16 protein-coding genes and 2 tRNA genes are annotated in these 22957 nt (G+C 64.9%); 9 read left to right on the plus strand and 9 right to left on the minus strand.

The genetic code is table 11. From position 1 onward, the window contains the following. Positions 1 to 11: 11 nt before the first annotated feature. From ACQR1I_RS13760 to ACQR1I_RS13780, 5 genes are read left to right on the plus strand one after another with little or no spacing between them, the layout of a single operon-like run. A complete protein-coding gene (locus ACQR1I_RS13760; protein WP_434867391.1) occupies positions 12 to 3140 on the plus strand; it encodes an efflux RND transporter permease subunit in 3129 nt (1042 codons plus the stop codon). After that, positions 3140 to 3457: an efflux RND transporter permease subunit gene (locus ACQR1I_RS13765; protein ID WP_434867449.1), complete on the plus strand. Its 318-nt coding sequence runs from the start codon at positions 3140 to 3142 to the stop codon at positions 3455 to 3457. The genes ACQR1I_RS13760 and ACQR1I_RS13765 overlap by 1 nt, the downstream gene beginning before the upstream one ends. Then, positions 3457 to 6561: an efflux RND transporter permease subunit gene (locus ACQR1I_RS13770; protein ID WP_434867390.1), complete on the plus strand. Its 3105-nt coding sequence runs from the start codon at positions 3457 to 3459 to the stop codon at positions 6559 to 6561. Before ACQR1I_RS13765 ends, ACQR1I_RS13770 begins: the two co-directional genes overlap by 1 nt. Positions 6562 to 6600: 39 nt before the next feature. Continuing rightward, entirely contained in the window at positions 6601 to 7341 is a 741-nt protein-coding gene (locus ACQR1I_RS13775; protein WP_434867389.1) for a tRNA-uridine aminocarboxypropyltransferase, read from the plus strand. 50 nt (positions 7342 to 7391) lie between these two features. Then, complete coding sequence (locus tag ACQR1I_RS13780) at positions 7392 to 7565, plus strand: hypothetical protein (protein ID WP_434867388.1); 174 nt, start codon at positions 7392 to 7394, stop codon at positions 7563 to 7565. 50 nt (positions 7566 to 7615) lie between these two features. Here the strand turns inward: ACQR1I_RS13780 and ACQR1I_RS13785 are convergent. Continuing rightward, positions 7616 to 7689 (minus strand) — tRNA-Cys (locus ACQR1I_RS13785). Positions 7690 to 7897: 208 nt separating this feature from the next. Then, entirely contained in the window at positions 7898 to 9847 is a 1950-nt protein-coding gene (locus ACQR1I_RS13790) for a CocE/NonD family hydrolase (protein WP_434867387.1), read from the minus strand. A gap of 453 nt (positions 9848 to 10300) precedes the next feature. Here ACQR1I_RS13790 and ACQR1I_RS13795 point away from each other — a divergent pair, with 453 nt between their 5' ends. Both ACQR1I_RS13795 and ACQR1I_RS13800 read left to right on the plus strand, forming a co-directional pair. Then, on the plus strand, positions 10301 to 10876 hold the full coding sequence (locus ACQR1I_RS13795; protein WP_434867386.1) for a ubiquinol-cytochrome c reductase iron-sulfur subunit: 576 nt from the start codon (positions 10301 to 10303) through the stop codon (positions 10874 to 10876). Positions 10877 to 10967: 91 nt separating this feature from the next. Then, a complete protein-coding gene (locus ACQR1I_RS13800; protein ID WP_434867385.1) occupies positions 10968 to 12710 on the plus strand; it encodes a methanol/ethanol family PQQ-dependent dehydrogenase in 1743 nt (580 codons plus the stop codon). A gap of 160 nt (positions 12711 to 12870) precedes the next feature. On the opposite strand, the gene ACQR1I_RS13805 is transcribed toward ACQR1I_RS13800, so the two are convergent. The 7 genes from ACQR1I_RS13805 to ACQR1I_RS13835 form a co-directional block, all read right to left on the minus strand. After that, positions 12871 to 13275 carry a hypothetical protein gene (locus ACQR1I_RS13805; RefSeq protein WP_434867384.1) on the minus strand — a complete coding sequence of 135 codons (405 nt, stop codon included), beginning with the start codon at positions 13273 to 13275 and terminating at the stop codon, positions 12871 to 12873. Positions 13276 to 13485: 210 nt separating this feature from the next. Further along, positions 13486 to 14484: a hydroxyacid dehydrogenase gene (locus ACQR1I_RS13810; RefSeq protein ID WP_434867383.1), complete on the minus strand. Its 999-nt coding sequence runs from the start codon at positions 14482 to 14484 to the stop codon at positions 13486 to 13488. Positions 14485 to 14512: 28 nt separating this feature from the next. Next, positions 14513 to 15613, minus strand: a complete 1101-nt coding sequence (locus ACQR1I_RS13815; protein ID WP_434867382.1) for an ABC transporter ATP-binding protein — start codon at positions 15611 to 15613, stop codon at positions 14513 to 14515. A gap of 19 nt (positions 15614 to 15632) precedes the next feature. Further along, positions 15633 to 16544, minus strand: a complete 912-nt coding sequence (locus ACQR1I_RS13820; protein ID WP_434867381.1) for a carbohydrate ABC transporter permease — start codon at positions 16542 to 16544, stop codon at positions 15633 to 15635. Next, a complete protein-coding gene (locus tag ACQR1I_RS13825) occupies positions 16544 to 17482 on the minus strand; it encodes a carbohydrate ABC transporter permease (RefSeq protein WP_434867380.1) in 939 nt (312 codons plus the stop codon). The genes ACQR1I_RS13820 and ACQR1I_RS13825 overlap by 1 nt, the downstream gene beginning before the upstream one ends. 114 nt (positions 17483 to 17596) lie before the next feature. After that, positions 17597 to 18937 (minus strand): ABC transporter substrate-binding protein, encoded by a 1341-nt coding sequence (locus ACQR1I_RS13830; protein WP_434867379.1) that lies wholly within the window; start codon positions 18935 to 18937, stop codon positions 17597 to 17599. 619 nt (positions 18938 to 19556) lie between these two features. After that, positions 19557 to 20534 carry an acyltransferase family protein gene (locus ACQR1I_RS13835; protein WP_434888752.1) on the minus strand — a complete coding sequence of 326 codons (978 nt, stop codon included), beginning with the start codon at positions 20532 to 20534 and terminating at the stop codon, positions 19557 to 19559. 420 nt (positions 20535 to 20954) lie between these two features. Between ACQR1I_RS13835 and ACQR1I_RS13840 the strand changes: the two genes are divergently transcribed. Together ACQR1I_RS13840 and ACQR1I_RS13845 are read left to right on the plus strand one after the other, a co-directional pair. Continuing rightward, positions 20955 to 21044: transfer RNA gene (locus tag ACQR1I_RS13840), tRNA-Ser, on the plus strand. Between the two features lie 972 nt (positions 21045 to 22016). Further along, complete coding sequence (locus ACQR1I_RS13845) at positions 22017 to 22925, plus strand: septal ring lytic transglycosylase RlpA family protein (protein ID WP_434867378.1); 909 nt, start codon at positions 22017 to 22019, stop codon at positions 22923 to 22925. Positions 22926 to 22957: the final 32 nt, after the last annotated feature.

The raw sequence follows: 22957 nt of genomic DNA on the forward strand, positions 1-22957 counted from the left end.
ACGAGCCCGCGATGAGCGTCTCAGACCCCTTCATCCGCCGGCCCATCGCAACGTCGCTGCTCGGCGTGGCGCTGCTGATCGGCGGGTTGCTCGGCTATCTCGCGCTGCCCGTCTCGGCGCTGCCGCAGGTCGATTTCCCGACCGTTCAGGTGACGACCCAACTGCCGGGCGCCAGCCCCGACGTGATCGCCTCGCTGATCACGGCGCCGCTGGAGCGGCAGCTCGGCCAGATTCCCTCGCTGTCGGCGATGAACTCGACGAGCTCGTTCGGCGTCAGTCAGATCTCGCTGCAGTTCGACCTCGGCCGGGACATCGACGGCGCCACCCAGGACGTGCAGGCTGCGATCAACGCCGCGGCCGGCGTGTTGCCGAGATCGCTGCCCTATCCGCCGACCTACGCCAAGGTCAATCCGGCCGATGCGCCGGTCATGACGCTCGCGCTGACCTCGGACACGGTCTCGCTGCGCGCGATGAGCGACATGGCCGACACCATCCTGGCGCAGCGGCTGAGCCAGGTGTCCGGCGTCGGCCGTGTCTCGGTGCTCGGTGGATTGAAGCCCGCCGTGCGCGTGCAGGCCGATCTGGCGCGACTCGCCGCCTACGGCATCTCGATGGAGGATCTGCGCGCGGCCATTGCCGGCGCCAACGTCTCCGGACCCAAGGGCTCGCTCGACGGCGCCCACCAAGCTTATCTGATCACGGCCAACGACCAGATTGCCGCCGCCGACGCCTACAAGCCGATCATCATCGCCTATCGCAACGGCTCCCCGGTGACGATCGGCGACGTCGCCACGATCGTGGACGGGCTGGAGAACGAGCGCACCGGCGGCTGGTACCAGGGCGTCCCGGCCGTGATCCTCGACATCCAGCGCCAGCCCGGCGCCAACGTCATCGACGTCGTCCGGCAGATCCGGGATGAAATCCCCAAGCTGCAGCGCACGATCCCCGCCGGCGTGAAGCTTGCCATCGTCAGCGACCGCACCGTGACGATCCGCGCCTCGGTGCACGACGTGCAGTTCACTTTGGTGCTCAGCGTCGTGCTGGTGACGCTCGTGGTGCTGCTGTTCCTGCGCTCGCTGCGCGCCACGATCATTGCCGGCGTGGCGCTGCCGCTGTCGTTGATCACGAGCTTCGGCGTGATGTATTTCGCCGGCTTCAGCCTCGACAATCTGTCGCTGATGGCGCTGACGATCGGCACCGGCTTCGTCGTCGACGACGCCATCGTGATGATCGAGAACATCGTGCGCCACATGGAGGATGGCGAAAGTGCGATGAACGCCTCGCTGCGCGGCGCGCGCGAGATCGGATTCACGGTGATTTCGCTGACGGTGTCGCTGATCGCGGTGTTCATCCCGCTATTGTTCATGTCGGGCCTCGTCGGCCGCATGTTCCGCGAATTCGCGCTGACCTTGACGATCGCTGTCGTGACATCGGCCGTGGTGTCGCTGACCTTGACGCCGATGATGTGCTCGCGGCTCCTGAAGCATACCAGCGAGGAATGGGTGCTGCCGGGGCTGAATGCGATCAGCCGTTTCATCGACCGCACCGTCGCCGTCTATCACCGCAGCCTGCTCTGGGTGCTGGACCGCCAGACCGAGACGCTGGTCGTCACCTTCGCCACCCTCGCCGCGACACTGGCGCTCTACATCGTCGCGCCGAAGGGCTTTCTGCCGCTGCAGGACACCGGCTCGATCACGGCGGTGACCGAGGCCGGCCCCGACGTGTCGTTCGCGGAAATGACGCGCCGTCAGGCCGAGGTTGCGGCTGCGATCCAGGCCGATCCCGACGTGACCGGCGTCGTCTCGGTGATCGGCGCCGGATCGGTCAATCCGACGACCAATGTCGGGCGCCTCGTCATGACCTTGAAGCCGCTCGGCGAGCGCAAGAACGGCGTCGCTGAGGTCATCGACCGGCTGAAGCAGAAGACCGCGAGCGTGCCGGGGATGACCGTGTATTTTCAGCCGGTCCAGGACGTGCAGATCTCGACCCAGGCGAGCCGCTCGCAATATCAGTACACGCTGACGGGTGCCGATGCCGGCGAGGTGTCGAAATGGGCGACACAGCTGGTTGCCGAGATGCGGCGCGATCCGCTGTTCCGCGACGTCTCGTCCGAAGCGCAAGAGGGAGGCCTGCGCGCCGAGCTTTCGATCGACCGCCAGCGCGCCGGTCAGCTCGGCGTCAGCCTGCAGGGCGTCACCGACACCCTCAACGACGCCTTTGCTCAGCGCCAGATCTCGACCATCTACGGCCAGGCCAACCAGTACCGCGTGGTGCTTGAGGCGCTGCCGATGTATCAGCGCGATCCCTCGATTCTGTCCAAGCTGTATCTGCCCGGCGCCGGCGGCCAGGTGCCGCTGTCGGCAGTCGCGAGCCTGAAGCGCACGACGGCGCCGCTGGCGATCTCGCACCAGGCGCAATTCCCGGCGGTCTCGCTGAGCTTCAACCTCGCGCCCGGCGCCGCGCTGGGCGAGGCCGTCGACGCGCTGCACGCCGCCGAGAGCCGCATCGGCATGCCCAAGAGCATCACCGGTGTCTATTCGGGCGATGCCGCCGAGTTCGCCAAGTCGCTGGCGGGCCAGCCCTGGCTGCTGCTCGCGGCCGTCATCACCATCTACATCGTGCTCGGCGTGCTCTATGAGAGCTATATCCACCCGATCACGATCCTCTCGACGCTGCCCTCGGCCGGCGTCGGCGCGATCCTCGCACTGATTCTGTTCGGCCAGGATCTCTCGGTGATCGGGCTGATCGGCATCATCCTGCTGATGGGCATCGTCAAGAAGAACGCGATCATGATGATCGACTTCGCGCTGGAGGCCGAGCGGCACGAGAGCCGCACGCCGTACGACGCGATCGTGCAGGCGTGCCTCCTGCGTTTCCGTCCGATCATGATGACGACGCTCGCCGCGCTGTTCGGCGCGCTGCCGCTGGCGATCGAGAGCGGCACCGGTTCGGAGCTGCGCTTCCCGCTCGGCATCTCGATCATCGGCGGCCTGCTGCTCAGCCAGTTGCTGACGCTTTACACCACGCCGGTGATCTATCTCGCGCTCGACCGCATCAACCGCCGCTTCGAGCGCGCGCTGCCGCCAGCGCCCGATCTGCCGTCGCCGCCGATCGCGGGTGCCACCGAAGGCATCCAGTGATGGCCTCGATCTCTCAGGCCATACTGCTGGTGATCGAGATTGGCGTCGGCTGTCCCGGGGTCGATGCAGACGCGATGCACAAGGCGTTCACGCTACCTCTGGAGCAGCGGCTGTCCGACATCAGAGGCGTCGCCCAAATGAGTTCGGCGACGTCGCTCGGCGAAAGTCATATCGGTCTCGAGTTCGTAGCTGGGGATGACATCGAGCGCGCCCGGCAGGACGTGAAGGCCGCGACCGATGTTGTTTTGTCGGGCCTCGCGGGAAGTCTGTCCTGCGACAGCGCGCGGATCGCGCTTGTCGAGAAAGGCCAGCGCTGATGGCCTCGATCTCCGAGCCGTTCATCCGCAGACCGGTCGGCACCACGCTGCTCTCGATCGGCCTGTTCCTGCTCGGGATCGTCGCCTACATCGACCTGCCGGTGGCGCCGGTCCCCAACGTCGACTTCCCGTCGATCTTCGTGTCGGCTGCGCGCCCCGGTGCCGATCCCTCGGTCATGGCGGCGACGGTTGCTGCGCCCCTGGAGCGGCGGCTCGGCGAGATCGCCGGCGTCGACCAGATCACCTCGACGAGCTCGCTCGGCAACACCATCATCCAGATCCAGTTCTCGATCGGCCGCGACATCGACAAGGCCGCGCGCGACGTGCAGGCCGCCATCAACGCCGCGCTGTCCGATCTGCCGAGCGACCTGCCGACGCTGCCACGTTTCCGCAAGGCCAACACGGCGGCAGCTCCGGTGTTCGTGCTGGCGCTGACGTCGAAGACGCTGACGCCGAGCGCGATGTACGATGTCGCCGATACCGTGCTGGCGCAGCGCCTGTTCCAGGTGCCGGGCGTCGGCAATGTCATCGTCAGCGGCGCCGACCAGCCAGCGGTGCGGATTGCGCTCAACCCGGTGTCGCTGGCCAATGCGGGGATTTCGACCGATGACGTGCGCACGGCGATCGTCAACGCGAATCCGATCGGTCCGGTCGGTCTCTTCGAGGGCGGACAGCAGAGCGAGACCATCGCCGTCAACCGGCAGATGCGGACCGCGGCCGAGTTTCGCGACATCCTGGTCAAGAGCAGCAATGGCAGCTTCGTCAGGCTGTCGGATGTGGCAGACGTCGAGGATTCCGTCCGCAACGTGCGCTCGATCGCATGGTTCAACAAGCAGCCTGCGGTGCTGATCCAGATCGCCAAGCAGGGCGACGCCAACGTGATCGAGACCGTCGACCGCGTGAAGGCGCTGATCCCCGAGCTGAAGCAGTGGATTCCCTCAGGCATCGAGATCTCGACACTGGTCGACCGCACCGGCACGATCCGCGCCTCGGTCGAGGACATGCAATTGACGCTGCTGGCGACGGCGGTGCTCGTCATGCTCGTCGTCTTCCTGTTCCTGCGGCGCCTCGTGCCGACGGTGGCGGCGGGCGTGTCCGTGCCACTGGCACTGGCGGGCACCTGCGCCGCGATGTGGCTGGCGGGCTACTCGATCGACAATCTGTCGCTGATGGCGCTCACGATCTCGGTTGGCTTCGTCGTCGACGATGCGATCGTCATGATCGAGAACATGTACCGCAATCTCGAACATGGCCTGTCGCCGCTACGCGCCGCGCTCGACGGCGCGCGCCAGATCGGCTTCACCGTGCTGTCGATCAGCCTGTCGCTGGTCGCGGCCTTCGTGCCGCTGATCTTCATGGACGGAATCGTCGGCCGCCTGCTGCGCGAATTCTCGCTGACGCTGACGTTTGCGATCGTGGTGTCGACCCTGGTGTCGCTGACGGTCACGCCGATGATCTGCGCGCACTACATCAGGGAAACGCCGTCCGACCGCGCCACCTGGTTCGACCGCGTGGTCGAAGGCACGCTGTCGGGCATGGTGCGCTTCTACACCTGGACGCTGCGCGGCGTGCTGCTCTATCCCTTCCTCACTTTGCTGGTGTTCTTCGCCACGATCGCGCTCACGGTGACGCTCTACATCAAGGTGCCGAAGGGCTATTTCCCGACCGACGATTCCGGCTTCGTCATCGGGGCCACGCGCGCCTCGGCGGACATCTCGTTCCAGGCGATGCTGAACCTGCAGCAGCGGCTCGCCGACATCGTGATGGCCGATCCGGCGGTGGCGGGCATCGGTTCGACCATCGGAGGCGGCGGTGGGCCGGGCGGTGCGACCTCGAACCGCGGCACGATGTTCATCAATCTGAAGCCGCCGGAGGAGCGCGAGGGTGTCACGACCGAGATCGTGATCAACCGGCTCAGGCGGAACCTCGCCATGGTGCCCGGCATCCGTCTCTTCATGTTTGCCGCGCAGGACGTGCGCGCCGGCGGCCGGCAGAGCGATTCCGACTATCAGTACACGCTGAGCAGCCCCGATCTCGATCTCTTGCAGAAATGGGCGCCGATCGTCGCCAAGCGGATGGAGAGCGTCGAGGGCATCACCGACATCTCCAGCGATCGCGATCCCGGCGGGCTGCAGCTTTCGCTCAAGATCGACCGGCAGAAGGCCGCGAGCCTCGGCGTCCGCGTCCAGGACATCGACAACGCGCTCAACAATGCGTTCGCCCAGCGCCAGATCTCGATGGTCTACAGCCAGCGCAACCAGTACATGGTCGTGCTGGAGATCGATCCCAAGTTCCAGACCGATCCGTCCAATCTCGATCGCATCTATGTCGCCGGGGCAGGGGACGCGCAGATTCCGCTGTCGGTGCTGGTGAAGGCCGAGCGCGGCCTGTCACCGCTCGCGGTCTATCACTCGCAGTCGTTCCCATCGACGACGGTGTCGTTCAACCTGCTGCCCGACGTGCCGCTGCAAGTGGCGACCACGAACATCCAGCGCGCGGTCGACGAGCTGCACATGCCCGAGGGCATCCGCGGCGGCTTCGACGGCAATGCCGGCGACTTCAACAAGGGTAGCGGCCGGCAACCGCTGCTGATCCTGTCGGCGCTCCTCGCGATGTATATCGTGCTCGGCGTGCTCTATGAGAGCCTGGCGCATCCGCTGACGATCATCTCGACCTTGCCGTCGGCCGGACTCGGCGCGCTGCTGGCGCTGCAGGTCACCAATACGCCGCTGACCGTGATCGCCTTCGTCGGCATCATCCTGCTGATCGGCATCGTCAAGAAGAACGGCATCATGCTGGTCGACTTCGCGCTCGAGGCCGAGCGCCAGCGTGGCATGTCCTCGGCCGACGCCATCTTCGAAGCCTGCCGGGTGCGTTTCCGCCCGATCCTGATGACGACGCTGGCGGCGTTGTTCGCCGGCCTGCCGCTGGTGCTGGCGACCGGGCCCGGCACCGAGCTGCGCCGCCCGCTCGGCATCACCATCATCGGCGGCCTTCTGGTCTCGCAGGTCCTCACCCTCTACACGACGCCGGTGATCTATCTCCTGATCGACCGGCTGCGCCGCCGCCCGGCGCCGGAGCCGCTCGCCGCTCCGGCAGAATGAGGCGTTGTGGCGCGGCTCCGCCACGCGTATAGGCGCGCCATGTCCGATCAACCCCACGACCACCCGCCGCTCGCGGAAGCGCCGCCCGACTGCCCGCAGTGTCAGAAGCCGTTGCCGCTGTGCATCTGCGACAGCATTACGCCGCTGCAGAGCCGCCTGGGACTGCTGATCCTGCAGCACCCGCAGGAGCAGGATCGCGCGCTCGGCACGGCACGGCTCGCCGCCCAGCATTTCCAGGACGCGGTGGTGAAGGTCGGGCTGTCCTGGCCGAGCCTCGCCAAGGCGCTGGGACGGCCGGTCGATGATCCCGCGCGCTGGGCGATCCTCTATCTCGGCTCGGCCAAGGCCGCCGATCTCGATCCCGAGAGCGAGGTCGTGGCGCTGACCCGCAAGGGCGAGGTGGCCGACAATCAGCGCGCCATCCTCAAGTCGATCGAGGGCGTGATCCTGCTCGACGGCACCTGGAGCCAGGCCAAGGCGCTATGGTGGCGCAATCCGTGGATGCTGAAGTGCCAGCGCGTGATCCTCGGACCGCGCCGTCCCTCGCGCTACGGCCAGTTGCGTCGGGAGCCGCGCCGGGACGGGCTGTCGACGATTGAAGCTGCCGGCATGCTGCTGGCAGCCCTGGAGCGCCGCCCGGAGATCGCCGCCACCCTCGATGCCAGCTTCGAACGGATGCTCGCGCGGTATCGAGAGGTGGAAAAAGTGCACCCCGAGCTCACGCCGCGGCCGAAGCCGCGGGCCAAGCAGGACTGGCGCCGACGAAAACCCCGGTCTTAGGAACCGGGGGTACGGTTCTTGCATTGCAGCATGGCGAGAGGAGCCAGGCGATGCAGGACGCGGAGAAGTCGAACGTGGTGCAGTTTCGTGATTATGCCCGCCGGAGCGTGAGTCGCCCTGGCGCCGAGCCGTCGGGCGGTCCCGCGGCGGAACGCGGTGCTATCCTGGCTTGGCCGCGTAGCCAAGCCGTCTATCCCGGCGGGATCGACGATCTGCCGATCTAGATCGGACGAAGCAGGTCCAGTGGTTGGTCCAACCGCTTGATTTGATTGAGTGGAGGCCACGACCAGAATTGAACTGGTGTAAACGGTTTTGCAGACCGCTGCGTAACCACTCCGCCACGTGGCCCCTGTGCGCGGAGCAATATAGCCATTCCGTCGCTGAGGCAACCACTCTCGTCACGGGATCGGCCTCTCGCCCGATTGCCTGTCGATCCGCCGATCAACTGCGCCGGCTGGCGCGAGTCGCGCGGCCGAATATCGGACCTGCCAACACCGGACGCGTCTGCCGAGTTCGATCCCCGCTTGATGATCCCGACGTCCAGCGTGTGCGCACGTCAAGGAATGACCGGGAGAAGGATGTGAGACGGACGGGACGAATCCACGAACAGAGTGTTGGTGGCGATGCGCGTCGATAGCCCCCGTCCTTCCGGCGCGCCGGTGTTCGGGTTCACGTCGAAATGCGGGAAGTTGCTCGACGAGATGTCCAGGCGAATGCGGTGGCCCGCCTTGAACAGGTTGGAGGTGGGCAAGGCTGTGACCTTGATCGGATAGGTCTGGCCTGGAATCATCAGGCTGGGCTCCTCCCAGCTGTCGCGATAGCGGCAGCGCAGGATGCCGGACGTCAGGTTCATCTCGAACCCTTCCGGATAGTCCGGGCTCGGCGGGTGAACGTCGATCAGCTTGATCGTGAAATCCGTATCCGGACAGTTGGAAGCGATCCACAGCAACGCCTCGATCGGACCGGTGACCTCGATGTCACGGTCGAGCGGCGGCGTTTCGAACACCAGCACGTCGGGCCGCGCTGACAATGGCAGAAACGGCGGCTTGGCGCCGTAGACGGAAGCGGTCTCGCGCTGGTCGAACGCTCCGCCGCGCATCAGCGGCTCGCCCGATGTGACGGCGCCGCCGATCGTGGGCACGGGATCGCGTGGATCGAAATCATAGCTCGGCGCATCGGCGTCGGCGGCTGGCAGGACTTCGGACAGCGCGCCCGACCCGTGGCAGTAGTAGCGCGTCCATTGCGTCCGCGGGATCGGCCAGTCCGTCTCGCTGCGCCAGCGGCCACCATGATCGAGCCGTCCCTCGGCATTGCGCCGGCCGCTGCCGCCGCCCATCACGAACACGCGCACCGGTGGCTGCGCGTCGTCAGCGCCGGCGATGCCGCGCAGATGCCGGTCGAAATAAGCGAGGCGATAGGCGAAATAGTCCTGGCCGGTGGCGTGCTCGAAGGTCGCATCGGGCCCGAAATCGACGTCGCCTGCGAATGTGGTCGATCGGGCGCCGTGGGTCCACGGACCCATGATGAGCCGCGCCGGCTGCGATCGCTGTTGCCGCGTGCCGACGAAATTGTCGGTCGCCGTGCGCGAATAGGGATCGTACCAGCCGGAGAGATGCACGGTGGCGCTCTGCGCCAGCTGCGGATAGAAGCCGGCGGCGTAGATGCCCAGCCGCTTCCAGTAGGCGTCGAACTTGCCGTGCTGCCACTGGTCGAAGACGTAATCCTCGTAGTCCGGGATCAGGCTGATCGGCGTATGGCCGCGCTTCCAAGGCATCGACGCAAACCAGGCCTTGAGATCGACAGCCTTGAGGGCCGCGAGGCGTTGCGGATCGCGCGCCAGATCCGGACTGTCCAGTCCGAGATTGTAGGCCCAGGTGACCTGCTTCAGCTCGAACGCGCCGCCCTGCCGTATGCCGCTCTGATAGGCGTTGGAGAAGCCACCGAAGTCGAGGAAGACGGCCTTCAGGCCCGGCGCTCCGGCGCAGGCGGCCGCGGCCTGGGTATGAGCGTCGTAAGACGTCCCGAGCATGCCGATGCGTCCGTCGCTCCAGGGCTGGGCGGCGATCCACTGGCACATGTCGTAACCATCATGGCCATCGTCGAGATATTTGACGAACTGGCCCTCGCTGCCGCCTCGGCCGCGCGTGTCCTGATAGATGAACACATAACCGCGCCGCACGTAGTACTCGGCGACCTCGGCGCGCGTGCGGCGGCGACCGTCGGCGGTCATCTCGCGAGCGGCCGTCTTGCTGCGGCCATAGGGGGTGCGGTTCATGATGACGGGCAGGCGCCCGTCCAGGCGCTTGCCATCGAACGCCGGGAAATAGATGTCCGTGGCCAGATGCACGCCGTCGCGCATTCCAACCATCACGCCGGTGTCCTGCGTCATGGCGTAACCGGACGGCGCGGTGTCCGCAACGGCTCGCGGCCATCCGGCGCCCATGGCGCCCATCAGCGCCGCGCCCTGTACGAAGCGGCGGCGGGACAGCCCGTTCGCATCGGTCATCATCCGCACTCCCCATCCGCCGCCTGGCAACAAAGTGGAGCAACTCGGTAACAGTCGTGGAGCGCCCTCTCAAGTCAAACGCAGACGACGTCTGGGAGCGCCGCGTGCAGCCGCTCCTTATTGTCGTCATTGGCTATTTGGATTGTGACGTGGAGCAGTGCTGCGGGCACCACCAGGGAGTGCATTGTGGTTCCGCCTCCTGCGTCAGGACGCGCCGATTGCGCGGAGGCGATCTGTCGTTTGGTTTTGCACCGATTGTCCCGTCTGTTGCACCCGCAATGACGCGCAGCAGCGACGTATTTTGAAAAAGATCGCGGCGAAATCGCGCTGCGCGCCTTGATTTCGTCAGGTTGTGTTGTTCTAATTGTTCTATGTCAGGGTGCGTTGCGGGAGCGCGGGGCTGAGTAGCAGCAAACCCAGATTTGCACGTCACATCACACGCAAAGAGCAACGATGAACGATCATCCGACACGTCGCTCGGTGGTTCTCGGCACGCTCGCTGCTTGCGCTTCGGTCACGAGCGCGGCGGCTGACGATGATGATCCTCGCAAGGAGAAGCGGCCGCAAAAAGGCGATCTCCTCGTCTTCTCGGAAGGCGACCGCGAAGGACAGACGATCACGCTCGACGATATGAAGGTCGGCGATCCGCCGCTTCACGCATGGCCGAAGGATCCGGCGAACGCCATTGTGCGCGACGGATCGCGGTTGAACGAGGTGCTCATCGTCAGGCTGGATCCGAACGAGCTCGATGATGATACGCGGCCGCGCGCGGCAGAGGGGGTCGTGGCCTATTCGGCCATTTGCTCGCATGCGGGCTGCCCGGTCACGGCCTGGATCAAGGCGAGCGAGGGCAACGACGACGTCTTCAAATGCATGTGCCACAACTCGGAGTACGACCCGAGGCGAGGGGCACAGGTCGTATTCGGTCCGGCGCCGCGGCGGCTCGCGGCGCTGCCGCTCGTCATCAAGGATGGCGCGCTGGTGATCGCCGCACCCTTCATCGGAAAGGTAGGTGGCCAGCAGGGCTGATGAGATCTCGTGTGCCTATCGGAAGTCGCATCGTCTCGACACGCGTCACAACAACAATCCAAGCGAAAAACGAAGCAGGGGAGGTTTGTCCATGACCATCACGTCGAAGATCATCAAGCAATGGTTGCTCTCGAGCACCGTCGCGTTCACCTGTCTCGCAGCGCCAGCGGCCATCGCCGGCCCGATCGAGAATTATAGTGCGGTCACGCCCGCGCGGCTCGAAAATCCAGAGCCCGGCAACTGGATGCTCTATCGCCGCACCTATGATGGCCAAGGCTACAGCCCGCTCGACCAGATCAACACCACAAACGTGAAGAGCATGGTGCCGGTCTGGACCTTTGCGACCGGCGTGATCGAGGGCCACGAGTCGCCGCCGCTGGTCAACAATGGCGTCATGTTCATCACCACGCCGATGGGGCAGGTGATCGCGCTGAATGCCAAGACCGGCGATCAGTACTGGCGCTACAAGCGCGAGCTCCCCGACGATCTGTTCCAGCTGCATCCGACCAATCGCGGCGTCGGCCTGTGGCAGGACAAGCTCTACCTCGCCACCACGGACGATCACCTCGTCGCGCTCGACGCCAAAACCGGCAAGGTGCTGTGGGACAAGAAGGTGCAGGACTACAAGAAGGGCCAGTATCTCACGCTGATGCCGCTCATCGTCGACGGCAAGGTGTTGGTCGGCGGCTCCGGTGGCGAGTTCGGCGTGCGCGGTTACGTCGTGGCGTACGATGCCGAGGACGGCAAGGAGCTGTGGCGCACGTTCACGATTCCCGGCGAGGGCGAGCCCGGGCATGACACGTGGAGCGGCGACGATTGGAAGTCCGGCGGCGGCTCGGCCTGGATGACCGGCACCTACGACAAGGATACCAAGACGGTGTATTGGGGCGTCGGCAACGCCGCGCCATGGCCGGGCGGACTGCATCCCGGCGACAATCTCTACACCAGCTCGGTGATCGCGCTGGATCCTGCGACCGGCAAGATCAAGACGCACTTCCAGTATCACCAGAACGATTCCTGGGACTGGGACGAGGTCGACGCGCCGATGCTGGTCGATCTGCAGCGCGAGGGCCGTAGCTTCAAGAGCCTGATCCATCCCGGACGCGACGCTATCTTCTGGGTGCTCGAGCGCACGCCGGAGCGCATCAACTACGTCAGCGGCTGGAACTTCGTTCACACCGACGTCTGGAAGGGCATCGAGCCGGAGACGGGACGGCCGATCGTCGATCCCGCGCACAAGCCGACGCTCGGCAAGCGCGTCGACTTCTGTCCGTCCCTGTGGGGCGGCAAGGACTGGCCGTCAGCCGCCTACAGCCAGAAGACCCGCTTCGTCTACGTGCCGGCGAACGAGAACTTCTGCGGCGGCTTCACCGGCGAAAAGGTGCCGCTGGTTCCCGGACAGCTCTGGCTCGGCACCAAGCCTGAGGATATCGGCTTGACGGTCCGGCCCGGCGCCGACCATTTCGGCGAGCTGCAGGCCTGGGATCCGGCCACCGGCAAAAAGGTCTGGGCACACAACTTCCCGAAGTCGCAGCTGTTCGGCTCGGTGACCGCGACCGCAGGCGATCTCGTTCTCGTCGGCGGCACCAACGACCGCATGTTCCGGGCGTTCCACGCCAAGACGGGCGAGCTGCTGTGGGAGCAGAAGACCAACTCGGGAATCATGGGCATGCCCGTGGCCTATGAGGTCGACGGCACGCAGTACATCGCGGTGCAGTCGGGCTGGGGCGTCGATGCGCAGCGCATCCAGGATGCACTGTCCAAGGGCAACATCGGACTCGAGGACAACGTCCCGCAAGGCGGCGTGGTCTGGGTGTTCGCCGTCAAGAAGTAGGCGCAGAGATCAGCGTGGCGGCGGTAACGTGCCGCTGCCACGTTTTGCCATCAAGTCTAGCCATCGCTGGTGCTAGGCCAAGATCCGCTCGATCATACGCAGGAAGGCCGGCGCTCGCGGCGGCTTTGATGGGAAAGTAGCGATGCCCGGAGACGCGCGGCTATCGCGCGCCCGGTCCCGTCGAGGCTGACGAGCCTTTGCCGGTCATCTCGTTCTTCAGAGCCTCGAAGCGCTCGATCGCCTCGCGGGCGCGGGCGTCGACCAGCTTGATGGCGGCCTCGGCGCTCATCGGACCGCTGCTCACGGCAATCGAGGTCGGCCCAACCGTCTCGTCAACGTAATAGCCATCCTCACCCCGGCGGGCTGCCCAGCGGAAACGAATCGCGGAAATCGGACCAGGACCGACTTTGGCATAGCCATCAGCTTGATCGAAGGCGACGACCGTGCCGGCAGCCTTCTTCGGCGCAGCCGTTTTGTCAGCCGCCTTGGTGGTTTCCTTGGCAGCTTCCGGCTGATCCAGAATGCTCGCTATTGTTGCGAGCGCATGCTCCGTCGCAACACTCATCGCCGCCTGTCCCGTCCCGGCGCGCGTAGATTCTGGCGCCAATCATCACAGTTGTAGCGAGATTCGGGCTGGATGCAACAATGCGTTCAAAATTGGGCAACAAAGCGGTGGACGGGAGCCGATCCCCGCTGTGCTCGACGCAGGAGGCGGGCGAGTGGAGGTCGCGACCTTGCCGGCGGCGGGACGATCCCGCCACCGGCTCGGCGCGGCTTACAGCACGTCCTGATTGATCACGTTCTGCCGGATCGGCTCGCCATCGAGGACGCTGAGGATGTTGCGCGCGGTCTGCTCGCTCATGCGGTCAACCGCCTCGCGGGTGACGCCGGCGACGTGCGGCGCCATGATCACGTTTGGCAGCGCATGCAGCGCATGGCCGACCGGCGGCGGCTCCTGCTCGAACACGTCGAGGCCGGCGCCGGCGAGACGGCCCGACGACAGCGCGTCGTACAGCGCGGCCTCATCGATCAGGCCGCCGCGCGCGGTGTTGATCAGGTACGCCGTGGGCTTCATCAGCCTGAGACGCGCGGCGTTGAACAGGCCGATGGTCTCAGGCGTCTTCGGGCAGTGGATGCTAACGAAGTCGGCGCGCGGCAGCGCGGCATCGAGATCGGCGATTGCCTCGCAGCCGGCGGCGGTGATGTCGGCCGCGGGCTTGTAGGGGTCGTAGACCAGCACCTGCATTTCCATCGCCAGGCAGCGCTTGGCGGTGCGGCTGCCGATGCGGCCGAAGCCGATGATCAGCACGGTCTTGCCGTAGAGATCGAACGGCAGCACGCCGAGCCGCGTCGCCCAGGTGCCGTCCCTGACCATCGCATGCATCTCGTTGGCGCGCTTGGCGAGCGTCAGCATCATGAACAGCGCCTGCTCGGCGACCGAGGGCGAATTCGCGGTGCCCGCCACCATCAGCGGTACCTTGTGCTTCGAGAGCGCCGGCACGTCGACCGCGTCGAAGCCGACGCCGATCCGGGTGACGACCTTCATGTCGCCGGCGGCAATGAGCTCGGGCTCGCCGAAGCGGGTGGCGCCGAGCGCAACGCCATGCACCGGCGCGAGCGATGACAGCAGCGCCGAAAAATCGGCTGCCGAGATCATGTTGGGGAATTCGATCATCTCGACGTCGTCGCGCGCCGCGAGCAGTGCGCGCCCCTTGGCCGAGAACGATTCCGTGACGAGGATCTTGTTCTTGTTGGTTGCCGTCCTGGTGGTCATATCCTGCCCTTGAAGCTTCTTGTGCTCGTCAGATCACGAGCCCGGTCGCTTCATTTAGCAGGTGCATGTTGTTGAGGTCCATTGCCATGCGCAGGGGGCTGCCATCCCGCGCGCCGGCATTGGGGTTGACCCGCCCGCACACCGGTGTTTCGTTGAGCGCGAAGTAGACCAGCGTCTCCATGCCCATCGGTTCGGTGACGTCGAGCATTGCTTCGAACGGCTCGATGCCGGGCTCCGCATGCGGCCTGGTCTCGGTGATGTGCTCCGGCCTGATGCCGAGCAGCAGCGGCTCATTCCGTGACACGGATTGATAACGCGCGGCGCGCGCCGGCGGCAGCGGGAAGGCGATCCGGTCGGTCAGGCGAAGATGCAGCCGGCCGTCGGTTTCCTCGAGCCGGCACGGCACGAAGTTCATCGCGGGCGAGCCGATGAAGCCGGCGACGAAGCGCGTCGCCGGATGATGGTACAGCTCGGTCGGTGTCCCGATCTGCTCGATGCGGCCCTTGTTCATGACGACGACGCGGTCGGCGAGCGTCATGGCCTCGACCTGGTCGTGGGTGACGTAGACCGTCGTGGTGCGAACCTTTTGGTGCACCTTCTTGATCTCGATGCGCATCTGCACGCGCAGCTTGGCGTCGAGGTTCGACAGCGGCTCGTCGAACAGAAAGACTTTCGGATTGCGCACGATGGCGCGCCCCATCGCGACGCGCTGGCGCTGGCCGCCGGACAGCTGCTTCGGCTTGCGGTCGATGAGATCGGTGATGTCGAGCATGCGCGCCGCCTCGGTCACGCGGCTCTTGATCTCGGCCTTCGGGTAATGCTTCAGGCGCAGGCCGAACGACATGTTCTCCGCGACCGTCATGTGCGGATAGAGCGCGTAGTTCTGGAACACCATCGCGATGTCGCGGTCCTTCGGCGGCACGTCGTTGACGACGTCGCCGCCGATCGTGATGTCTCCGTCGGAGATGTCCTCGAGCCCCGCGATCATCCGCAAGGTCGTCGACTTGCCGCAGCCGGAGGGGCCGACCAGCACCACGAACTCGTGGTCGGCGATGTCCAGGTCGATGCCGCGGACGGCCTCGACATCGTCGTAGCGTTTCACGACCTTGCGCAAGCTCACTTCAGCCATATCGGATCAACCCCCGTCATCAGCCCTTGGTCGCGCCGGCGGTCAGGCCGGCGATGTAATAATCCATCAGGAACGCGTAGATGATCAGTGGCGGCGCCGCTCCGAGCAGCGCGCCGGTCATGATCTGTCCCCAGTTGAAGACGTCGCCCTTGATCAGGGTGGTGACGATGCCGACCGGCAGCACCAATTGGTCGGTCGAGGTCGTGAACACCAGGGGATACAGGAACTGTGCCCAGGAGACGGTGAAGGCGAAGATCGTCGCCGCGATCAGGCCGGGGAGAGCAACCGGAATGAAGATCCGCGTCAGGGTCTGCAGCCAGGACGCGCCATCGATGATGGCGGCCTCGTCGAGCTCCTTGGGGATCGAGGCGAAGTAGCCGATCATGATCCAGGTGCAGAACGGCACCGTCAGTGTCGGATAGATGAAGAGCAGCACGTACCAGCGGTTGACGAGTTGGATGCCGGTGACGTCGCCGATCAGCGCGAACATCTTGAACAGCGGCAGGAACAGCAGGCTGTCCGGGATCAGATAGGTCAGGAACACGCCGGTCGCGAGCGTCGCCGAGCCCCAGAACTTCATCCGCGACAGCGCGAAGGCGGCGGGAATGCTGATCAGCATGGTGATGATCACGACGATGATCGAGACCATGGCGGAGTTGAAGAAGAAGCGCAGGAACTGGTTCGAGGTCAGCAGCCCGATGTAGTTCTCCAGGGTGGGATGGAACACCCACCACGGATTGGTCGCGGCCGATATTTCGGCGCTGCCCTTCAGCGACGTGATCAGCATGTAGAGCGGCGGCACCAGCGAGAAGATCGCGAACAGCGTCAGGAAGAAATACGACCAGCGCAGCGCCCACGCACGGTCGCGGCTCATCGAGCCGTATTTGACGTTGCGGGTCGGGCCGGCCTTGTCGACGGTCAGGGTGCTCATCAGGACTCGTTCCCCCGCTTGTTGACGTCGCGCAGGATGAAGATCGCGGCGACCGCCAGGATCGGTACCATGAACAGAGAGACGCTGGCGCCGAGCGGAATGTCGCTGCCCTCGATGCCGACGCGGAACGCCCAGGTCGCGAAGATGTGCGTCTTGTCGAGCGGGCCGCCGGCGGTGAGGATGCGAACGATGTCGAAATTGGCGAAGGTCACGATCAGCGAGAACAGCGTGGTGATCGCGATGATGTTGCGCATCATCGGCAGGGTCACGTACCAGATGCGCTGCCACCAATTGGCGCCGTCGATCGCGGCGGCCTCGTAGAGCTGGTCTGGCACCGATTTCAGCGACGCCAGATACATGATCATGAAGAACGGCGCGCCGTACCAGACGTTGACGAGGATCACCGAGAACCGCGCCCAGGCGGCGTCGCCGGTCCACGGGATCGGGCCGATGCCGAAGAACGACAGCGCATAGTTGAAGGCGCTGTAGGACGGGTCGAACAGCCACAGCCAGGCCAGCGTGCTCATCGCCGGCGGGATCACCCAGGGCACCAGCAGCATGCCGCGCCATTTGCGCTGCCCCTTGGCGGGAATGTTGTGGACGAAATGCGCGACGATGAAGCCGATCAGCGCCTTGAACAGCACGGCCGAGATCGCGAAGATGCAGGACTGTTTGACGACCAGCCAGAACGTATCGCGCTTGAACAGGAACTCGAAATTGCCGAAGCCGACGAAGCGCTGCATCGACTTGTTCAGCGTCGCCAAGTGTACCGAATAGAACGCCGGATAGACGACGAGCAGCGCGATCAGCAGGATCAGCGGGAGCGTCATCAGAAAGGCGACGGTTGATTTCCGCTTAAGGGTCTTGCGTAGACCGCTGCGGCCGACCGCGGGGCGGGGACGCGCCACCGCGTTTTCGCCGAATGCAGCATCGACCATGACGACAAGCTCCTTGGCTTGGCCGGCCGACGCCGGCGTTCACGGGGCGGGGGAGGCGGGCGGCGGCCCACGATGGCGACTGGAATAGCCGCCATCGTGAGACCTGCGGTCGGCTCAGCTGCGTAGGAATCCTTCGCACTCGCCTTCGGCCCAGGCGAGCGTCTTCTCCATGCTTTCGCCTTGGGCATAGCGCAGGGCCATCTTTGTCTGCGTGGCCTGGAAATAGATCTGCTGCGCGACCTTGGGCGGCGCAGGCGAGGCCGCGATGGACAGCACCTGCTGCTGATAGGGATCGGGATAGTGGAAGAGCGTCCCCTTCGGCGGTCCTTGCTCAGCCCAGACCTTCAGCTTGGTGAGCTTGCTGAAAGCTGGCAGATCGTAGCCGCCGCTGGCTTCGACCATCTTCTCGATCGACGACGGCTTGGAGAGATGCGCGAGCAGGCTCTTGGCGGCCGGCTTGTTCTTGGAGAAGCTCCAGATCGACCAGAAGAAGGGGAGGAACGGGGCGAAACGGCCCTTCGGACCGGCCGGGAAGCCGTGGGTCCAGCACTGCTCCGCCACCTGCGGGGCGTCGCGCTTGGCCACCGCCCAGGCGCTCGGCGGGTTCATGATCAGCGCGCCCTTGCCGGCAATCAGCCATTTGTTGTTCGAGGCATCGTCCCAGGCGCCGGCGTCCGGCGGCAGGAAGGCGATCAGCTTCTTGTAGAACTCGAGCACCTGGCGGACCGCATCGGTCTTGACGGTGAGATTGCCCTTTGCGTCGACGAGTTCGGCGCCGAACGCCCTGAAGAAGGCGCCGGCGGTATCGACATTGTCGGATGTCTCGCCCAGCCCGATTCCAAATGGAACGCCGGCCTTGTGGCAGGCCTCCGCAGCCTTGAGGAAGGTGTCCGTGGTCCAGTTCTCCGCCTTCGGCGGTCCGCCGGCCGGATACAGCTCCTGGACATCGATGCCAGCGTGCTTCTTCATCAAGTCGATGCGCGAGCAGGGGCCCTTGATCTGACTTCCGACACAGGCCGGCACGCCCATCCACTTGCCGTCGAGAACGCCGAGATACTTGACGGTATCGTTGACGGTGCCGTTCTCCTGGATGATCGGCTCCATAATGTCGTTCACGGGCTCGAGCAGATCGGAGTTGGAGTGGCACCACCAGGTCGGCATCTGGAAAATGTCATGGCCCGACTTGGCCTGCGCCTCCGCGGCGATCGTGATGAGGTTCTTATTGCCCTGGCTGGTGATGTAGTCGACCTGGAGGTCGACCTTCTCTTTGTCCGCCCATTCCTTGCAGAGTTCCGTAGAGGCTTTGTTGGCGTCCGGCACCCAATGGTCCCAGAATCCGATCGAGAGCTTTCCGGCAGCATAGGCGCCGCGCACATAGGGTGCGGCAATCATGACCGCCGAAGTGGCAGCAGTTGCAGCAACGAATTGTCGGCGGTTCAGCTTCCTCCGTGACATGGCGTTCCCTCCCTGGTGAGCCAAGCATTGTTCGGGGCGAATCCAGTTGTTAGTTGTTGCGTCGCGTCATGCGCGCTTGGATCTCGCTCAGGCGCGATCAGAGCAGAATTGGGCGCGGCTGTCGAGAAAGCAGGTTACGCGGAACTTAGAACTAATGGCGTGCACAATGGTCGCAGGCGAGCCGCTTTTTTGCTGCACAGCGACGAGTGCTGCAGCGCGAAGCATGGATCCATAGGGCGGTGATGCGGCTGTGATCGATATGGGGGCGGCGCGGCAGTTGGACTTGCGCGTTGTGGCAACGATCGAATTCGAGACGGGACGTTGATGCGGCGAGAGAAACGGAAACCGATGACGATCACTGACGGCGAGGTGAGGACGGAGCGTCGTCTGTGCAGCGCGGTAGCTGTCCTGCTCGCTCCCGACAGCCGCGATCCCACCGCGTCAGGTTGACGCGCAGGGCCTGCTCAAGGGCGTCACTCGGAGCGCCAGCGAGCGCGGCGGTCCGGCCGGCGGCGTGCTCGGTGGCTGCGATACGGCCTGGACATTGCCCCCGTTTCCCGTCCCCGGTGGTTTTGGAGTTCCCTGTTGGGTCGCTATCTCGTTGCAATCCAATGCGCCGTCATGGCGATGCCGCGGGCGCCGAGGCCGGTAGGCCGTCGTCTGACAGCCGTCGCGCGGGCCGAACGTCAGCGCCTTGCAGCTGGTGTCGCCAAGCGAGCGCCGGTGTTCTGCCGAACCTGCGGAGCGGACGGTCGATGATGTGGTAGATCGCCATTGCGACGGTCATGGCGAAAAGTCCATAGACGATACCGTCAAACCACACATGGCTGTCGTGCATCACCGTGCTCGCCACGATGAACATCACCGGATAATGCGACAGATACAGCGGGTATCCGAGATCCCCGAGGTAGGTGAGCAAGCGTGCCGTGGAGCGCCGCAAAGCGAGGTTGGGTGGCATGAACAGGATCGCGACCACCGCGAACCAGGGAACGAGCGTGGCCAGGATCGTAAACCAGTCGTCGATGTTGAAGAACGGCGGATAGGACACGACCGCGAGCGGTGCCGATGCCGCGAAGATCACCATCAGCCAGATCCGGCGAGCGTTCGTGTAGGCAATCCAGCCGCAGGCAAACGCCCAGAAGATCGCGATCGCATGGACGAATACGGTCTTCTGAAACACCAGGGTCTCCAGAACGGTCCCTTTCAGCAGATGAAGTCCCAGGAACGCGAGCAGAGACAGCGCGGACACGGAGAGAAGCAGACCGAGACTTGCCCGTCGGAGCAGCGGCGCCAGCATGTAGTAGGCGACCTCGATCGACAGCGACCAGGCCGGGAACATCAGCGGCACCATGATCGGAAGGATCGTCTGCAGCAGCAGATACGATCCGATCCAGGTGAAGGCTGGAATGGTCTCGCCGCCGGCGTGGCCGACGGCCGACTTCAGGTCGGGACCGAGGATGAGATAGGCGACCAGCGCGATCGATACGGTGGCGAAGTTGGTCAGATAGACGCGCCAGAAGCGCCGCCGAAAATATCCGCTGGGCTCGGTCGCGATCGAGTGATGGATGCTGAAGCCGGAGATCGCGAAGAAGCACAGACCGGCATCGCCCCGCTCAAGCTTGGAGCTGGCAGGGGGGCCTCAGCGAAACTGACGGTATGCGCGCAAAGCACCCACAGCGCGAACACGAAGCGCAGTCCGGCGAGCAGCGGCCACATGCCGGCTTTTTCGTTTCGCATTGAAGCAACTCTGTTACTGAATGTTTCCACATTAACATCGGGGGCCAAAGCCTGCATAGCGGGAGACGCGCGAACACGACACCGCACCTCGTGGCCGCGCGAGGCCCGAAATGCATGGCACGGGCCGCGGACGATTCCTGTCGCCCGCAGGTCGCACGCGCAGGCTGCGGCTAGCCGAGCGATGGGAGCGGCCGCAATCGTCGCGAGATCCGCAGAGGGGCAGCATCGTTCGCCTTGCGTTCAATCCCCCCATTCGCTAAGCGATTCAAACTCCTGAGATGGAAGGGTGGCCGAGTGGTTTAAGGCACCGGTCTTGAAAACCGGCGTGCCCGCAAGGGTACCGTGGGTTCGAATCCCACCCCTTCCGCCAGGATGTACCTCCGGTCGCACGGTCGCCCCGTCGCTCGGCCAGCCACAGCAGTTCGGAGCCTGCGCGTCGGGCCGATGCCGGCCACGGGAATCACCCCAGGTCTGATGTCGTACAACCGCAGGCGGACGTGGCAGCTCGTGCCGATGCCTCAGCCGTGCACCCGCCAGGAAGCCCGGTCGAGCCCCTGGTTCAGCTGCGTCACGGCTTGCGCGGGCGCAGCGACGGAATCTCGCCGTGCGCGCGCACGAATCATCGGTGCTCGGGCTGCTGTGCCGATCGCTTCAGGGCCATCGATTGCCCCTTCAGCCCATCAGCGAACGTGCAGTGTCGTAGAGGTCGAATGGATGGACAGCCCACCGGAGTCGGCTGAAATGCCGGTCCGAACTCGATCAGAGGGCTCGAAAAATCTTGCTAGAACGCGGATCGTGGAAATATCGGCTTCAGGCCAGTCCTGAAGTGTCGTTGTCGATGAGCGGACGAAAGCCGGCCGTGATGCCGGCTGTCCGACCGTTCCGTATCAGGCCCGCGAACGGACACCTTCAAACGCATGAGCGAGGAAGATACCGGCGCCAACCAAGCCCATCACCGCTGTCATTGCTTCGATCATCGCGAACACACCCTTGTTGCGCCCCGTGTGAAGGAAACGACGTGCAGCCCTGCACAGTCAAAACGATTCAGATCGCGGAAATCGAGATCCGCTCTAGATGATGTTTTCGAGCAACATATGTGTCTGAAATGGTGCACTCGAAACAAGATCGCCAAGGCAGAGTAGCGACCGAACGACGCTTTCCCCGATGGTGGCAGGCGGAAAGCTCCGGTTAACCACGGCGCGGCCCACCCCATTTCCGCCGCGTTCGGGTTGCGTTATCCTTGTGCATTGGGTTGCGGGGATGCGACTCACGGGGACGAGCCGGACCTGTGGCACCTGCAATGCGGGGCCCACGGTGACGAGCAGGGTGGTATTTGGGGTCGATGGGGATTGGTCTGACAAATCCGGTCGATAGAGCGGTGCGCGGCGCTGTTGTCGTCCTCGCCTGCCTGACGGTCGCGAATTGCGCCTCGTCGAACAAGTTCGCCAGCAAGGTCGATCCGAAATACGGCGTGTCGTCGAGCCCGCGCGTCGTCGGCATGGGCGAGCCGGTGCCCAAGGGCGGCGGCGTCTACCGCATCGGCAAGCCCTATACTGTTGCCGGAAAGACATACGTTCCGGAAGAGGATACCAATTATCGCGCCGAAGGCATGGCGTCCTGGTATGGCGACGATTTCCATGGCCGTCAGACCGCCAATGGCGAGGTGTTCGACATGACCTCGCTGACGGCGGCGCATCCGACGCTGCCGATGCCGAGCTACGCTCGCGTCACCAATCTCTCCAACGGCAAGTCGCTGATCGTCCGGATCAACGACCGTGGTCCGTACCATGCCAATCGCCTGATCGACGTCTCCAACAAGGCGGCGGACCTGCTCGAGTTCAAGAGCAGTGGCGTTGCGCGGGTGCGGGTCGAATATGTCGGCCGGGCGCCGCTCGAAGGCTCCGATGACACCCAGTTGATGGCGACCTTGCGCACCGGCATCCCGGCGCCGGCACCGTCCCTGGTGCGCGTCGCCTCGGCCAAGCCCTTCGTGCCCGAGGTCGGCGCCGGACGTCCGATGCGCGGCGAGATTCCGATGCCGGAGGGACGGCCCTACACGTTGGGCAACACCTCCGCCGACCTGGCCTCGATCGGTGCGACCTCGGAGATGTCGGCGTCCAGCCGCAGCAAGGGACGCAGCCTCGAAAATCCGCGCGCTGTGTCGTACGACCAAAACGTGCGCTCGCCGGCTTCCGCATCCGACGGCGCCGATGAGGCCCGAGACATCATGGGCGGTCGCGGACTGTACTGACGCGCCGCAACGGCCTTCGGCACAATCAACCG

The sequence above is a fragment of the Bradyrhizobium sp. HKCCYLS2038 genome, from assembly GCF_051167655.1.
Classification (GTDB): Bacteria; Pseudomonadota; Alphaproteobacteria; order Rhizobiales; family Xanthobacteraceae; genus Bradyrhizobium.

Coding starts and splice junctions, on each gene's coding strand:
- ACQR1I_RS13760 (WP_434867391.1), top strand. CDS start 12: ATGAGCGTCTCAGACCCCTTCATCCGCCGGCCCATCGCAACGTCGCTG.
- ACQR1I_RS13765 (WP_434867449.1), top strand. CDS start 3,140: ATGGCCTCGATCTCTCAGGCCATACTGCTGGTGATCGAGATTGGCGTC.
- ACQR1I_RS13770 (WP_434867390.1), top strand. CDS start 3,457: ATGGCCTCGATCTCCGAGCCGTTCATCCGCAGACCGGTCGGCACCACG.
- ACQR1I_RS13775 (WP_434867389.1), top strand. CDS start 6,601: ATGTCCGATCAACCCCACGACCACCCGCCGCTCGCGGAAGCGCCGCCC.
- ACQR1I_RS13780 (WP_434867388.1), top strand. CDS start 7,392: ATGCAGGACGCGGAGAAGTCGAACGTGGTGCAGTTTCGTGATTATGCC.
- ACQR1I_RS13790 (WP_434867387.1), bottom strand. CDS start 9,847: ATGACCGATGCGAACGGGCTGTCCCGCCGCCGCTTCGTACAGGGCGCG.
- ACQR1I_RS13795 (WP_434867386.1), top strand. CDS start 10,301: ATGAACGATCATCCGACACGTCGCTCGGTGGTTCTCGGCACGCTCGCT.
- ACQR1I_RS13800 (WP_434867385.1), top strand. CDS start 10,968: ATGACCATCACGTCGAAGATCATCAAGCAATGGTTGCTCTCGAGCACC.
- ACQR1I_RS13805 (WP_434867384.1), bottom strand. CDS start 13,275: ATGAGTGTTGCGACGGAGCATGCGCTCGCAACAATAGCGAGCATTCTG.
- ACQR1I_RS13810 (WP_434867383.1), bottom strand. CDS start 14,484: ATGACCACCAGGACGGCAACCAACAAGAACAAGATCCTCGTCACGGAA.
- ACQR1I_RS13815 (WP_434867382.1), bottom strand. CDS start 15,613: ATGGCTGAAGTGAGCTTGCGCAAGGTCGTGAAACGCTACGACGATGTC.
- ACQR1I_RS13820 (WP_434867381.1), bottom strand. CDS start 16,544: ATGAGCACCCTGACCGTCGACAAGGCCGGCCCGACCCGCAACGTCAAA.
- ACQR1I_RS13825 (WP_434867380.1), bottom strand. CDS start 17,482: ATGGTCGATGCTGCATTCGGCGAAAACGCGGTGGCGCGTCCCCGCCCC.
- ACQR1I_RS13830 (WP_434867379.1), bottom strand. CDS start 18,937: ATGTCACGGAGGAAGCTGAACCGCCGACAATTCGTTGCTGCAACTGCT.
- ACQR1I_RS13845 (WP_434867378.1), top strand. CDS start 22,017: ATGGGGATTGGTCTGACAAATCCGGTCGATAGAGCGGTGCGCGGCGCT.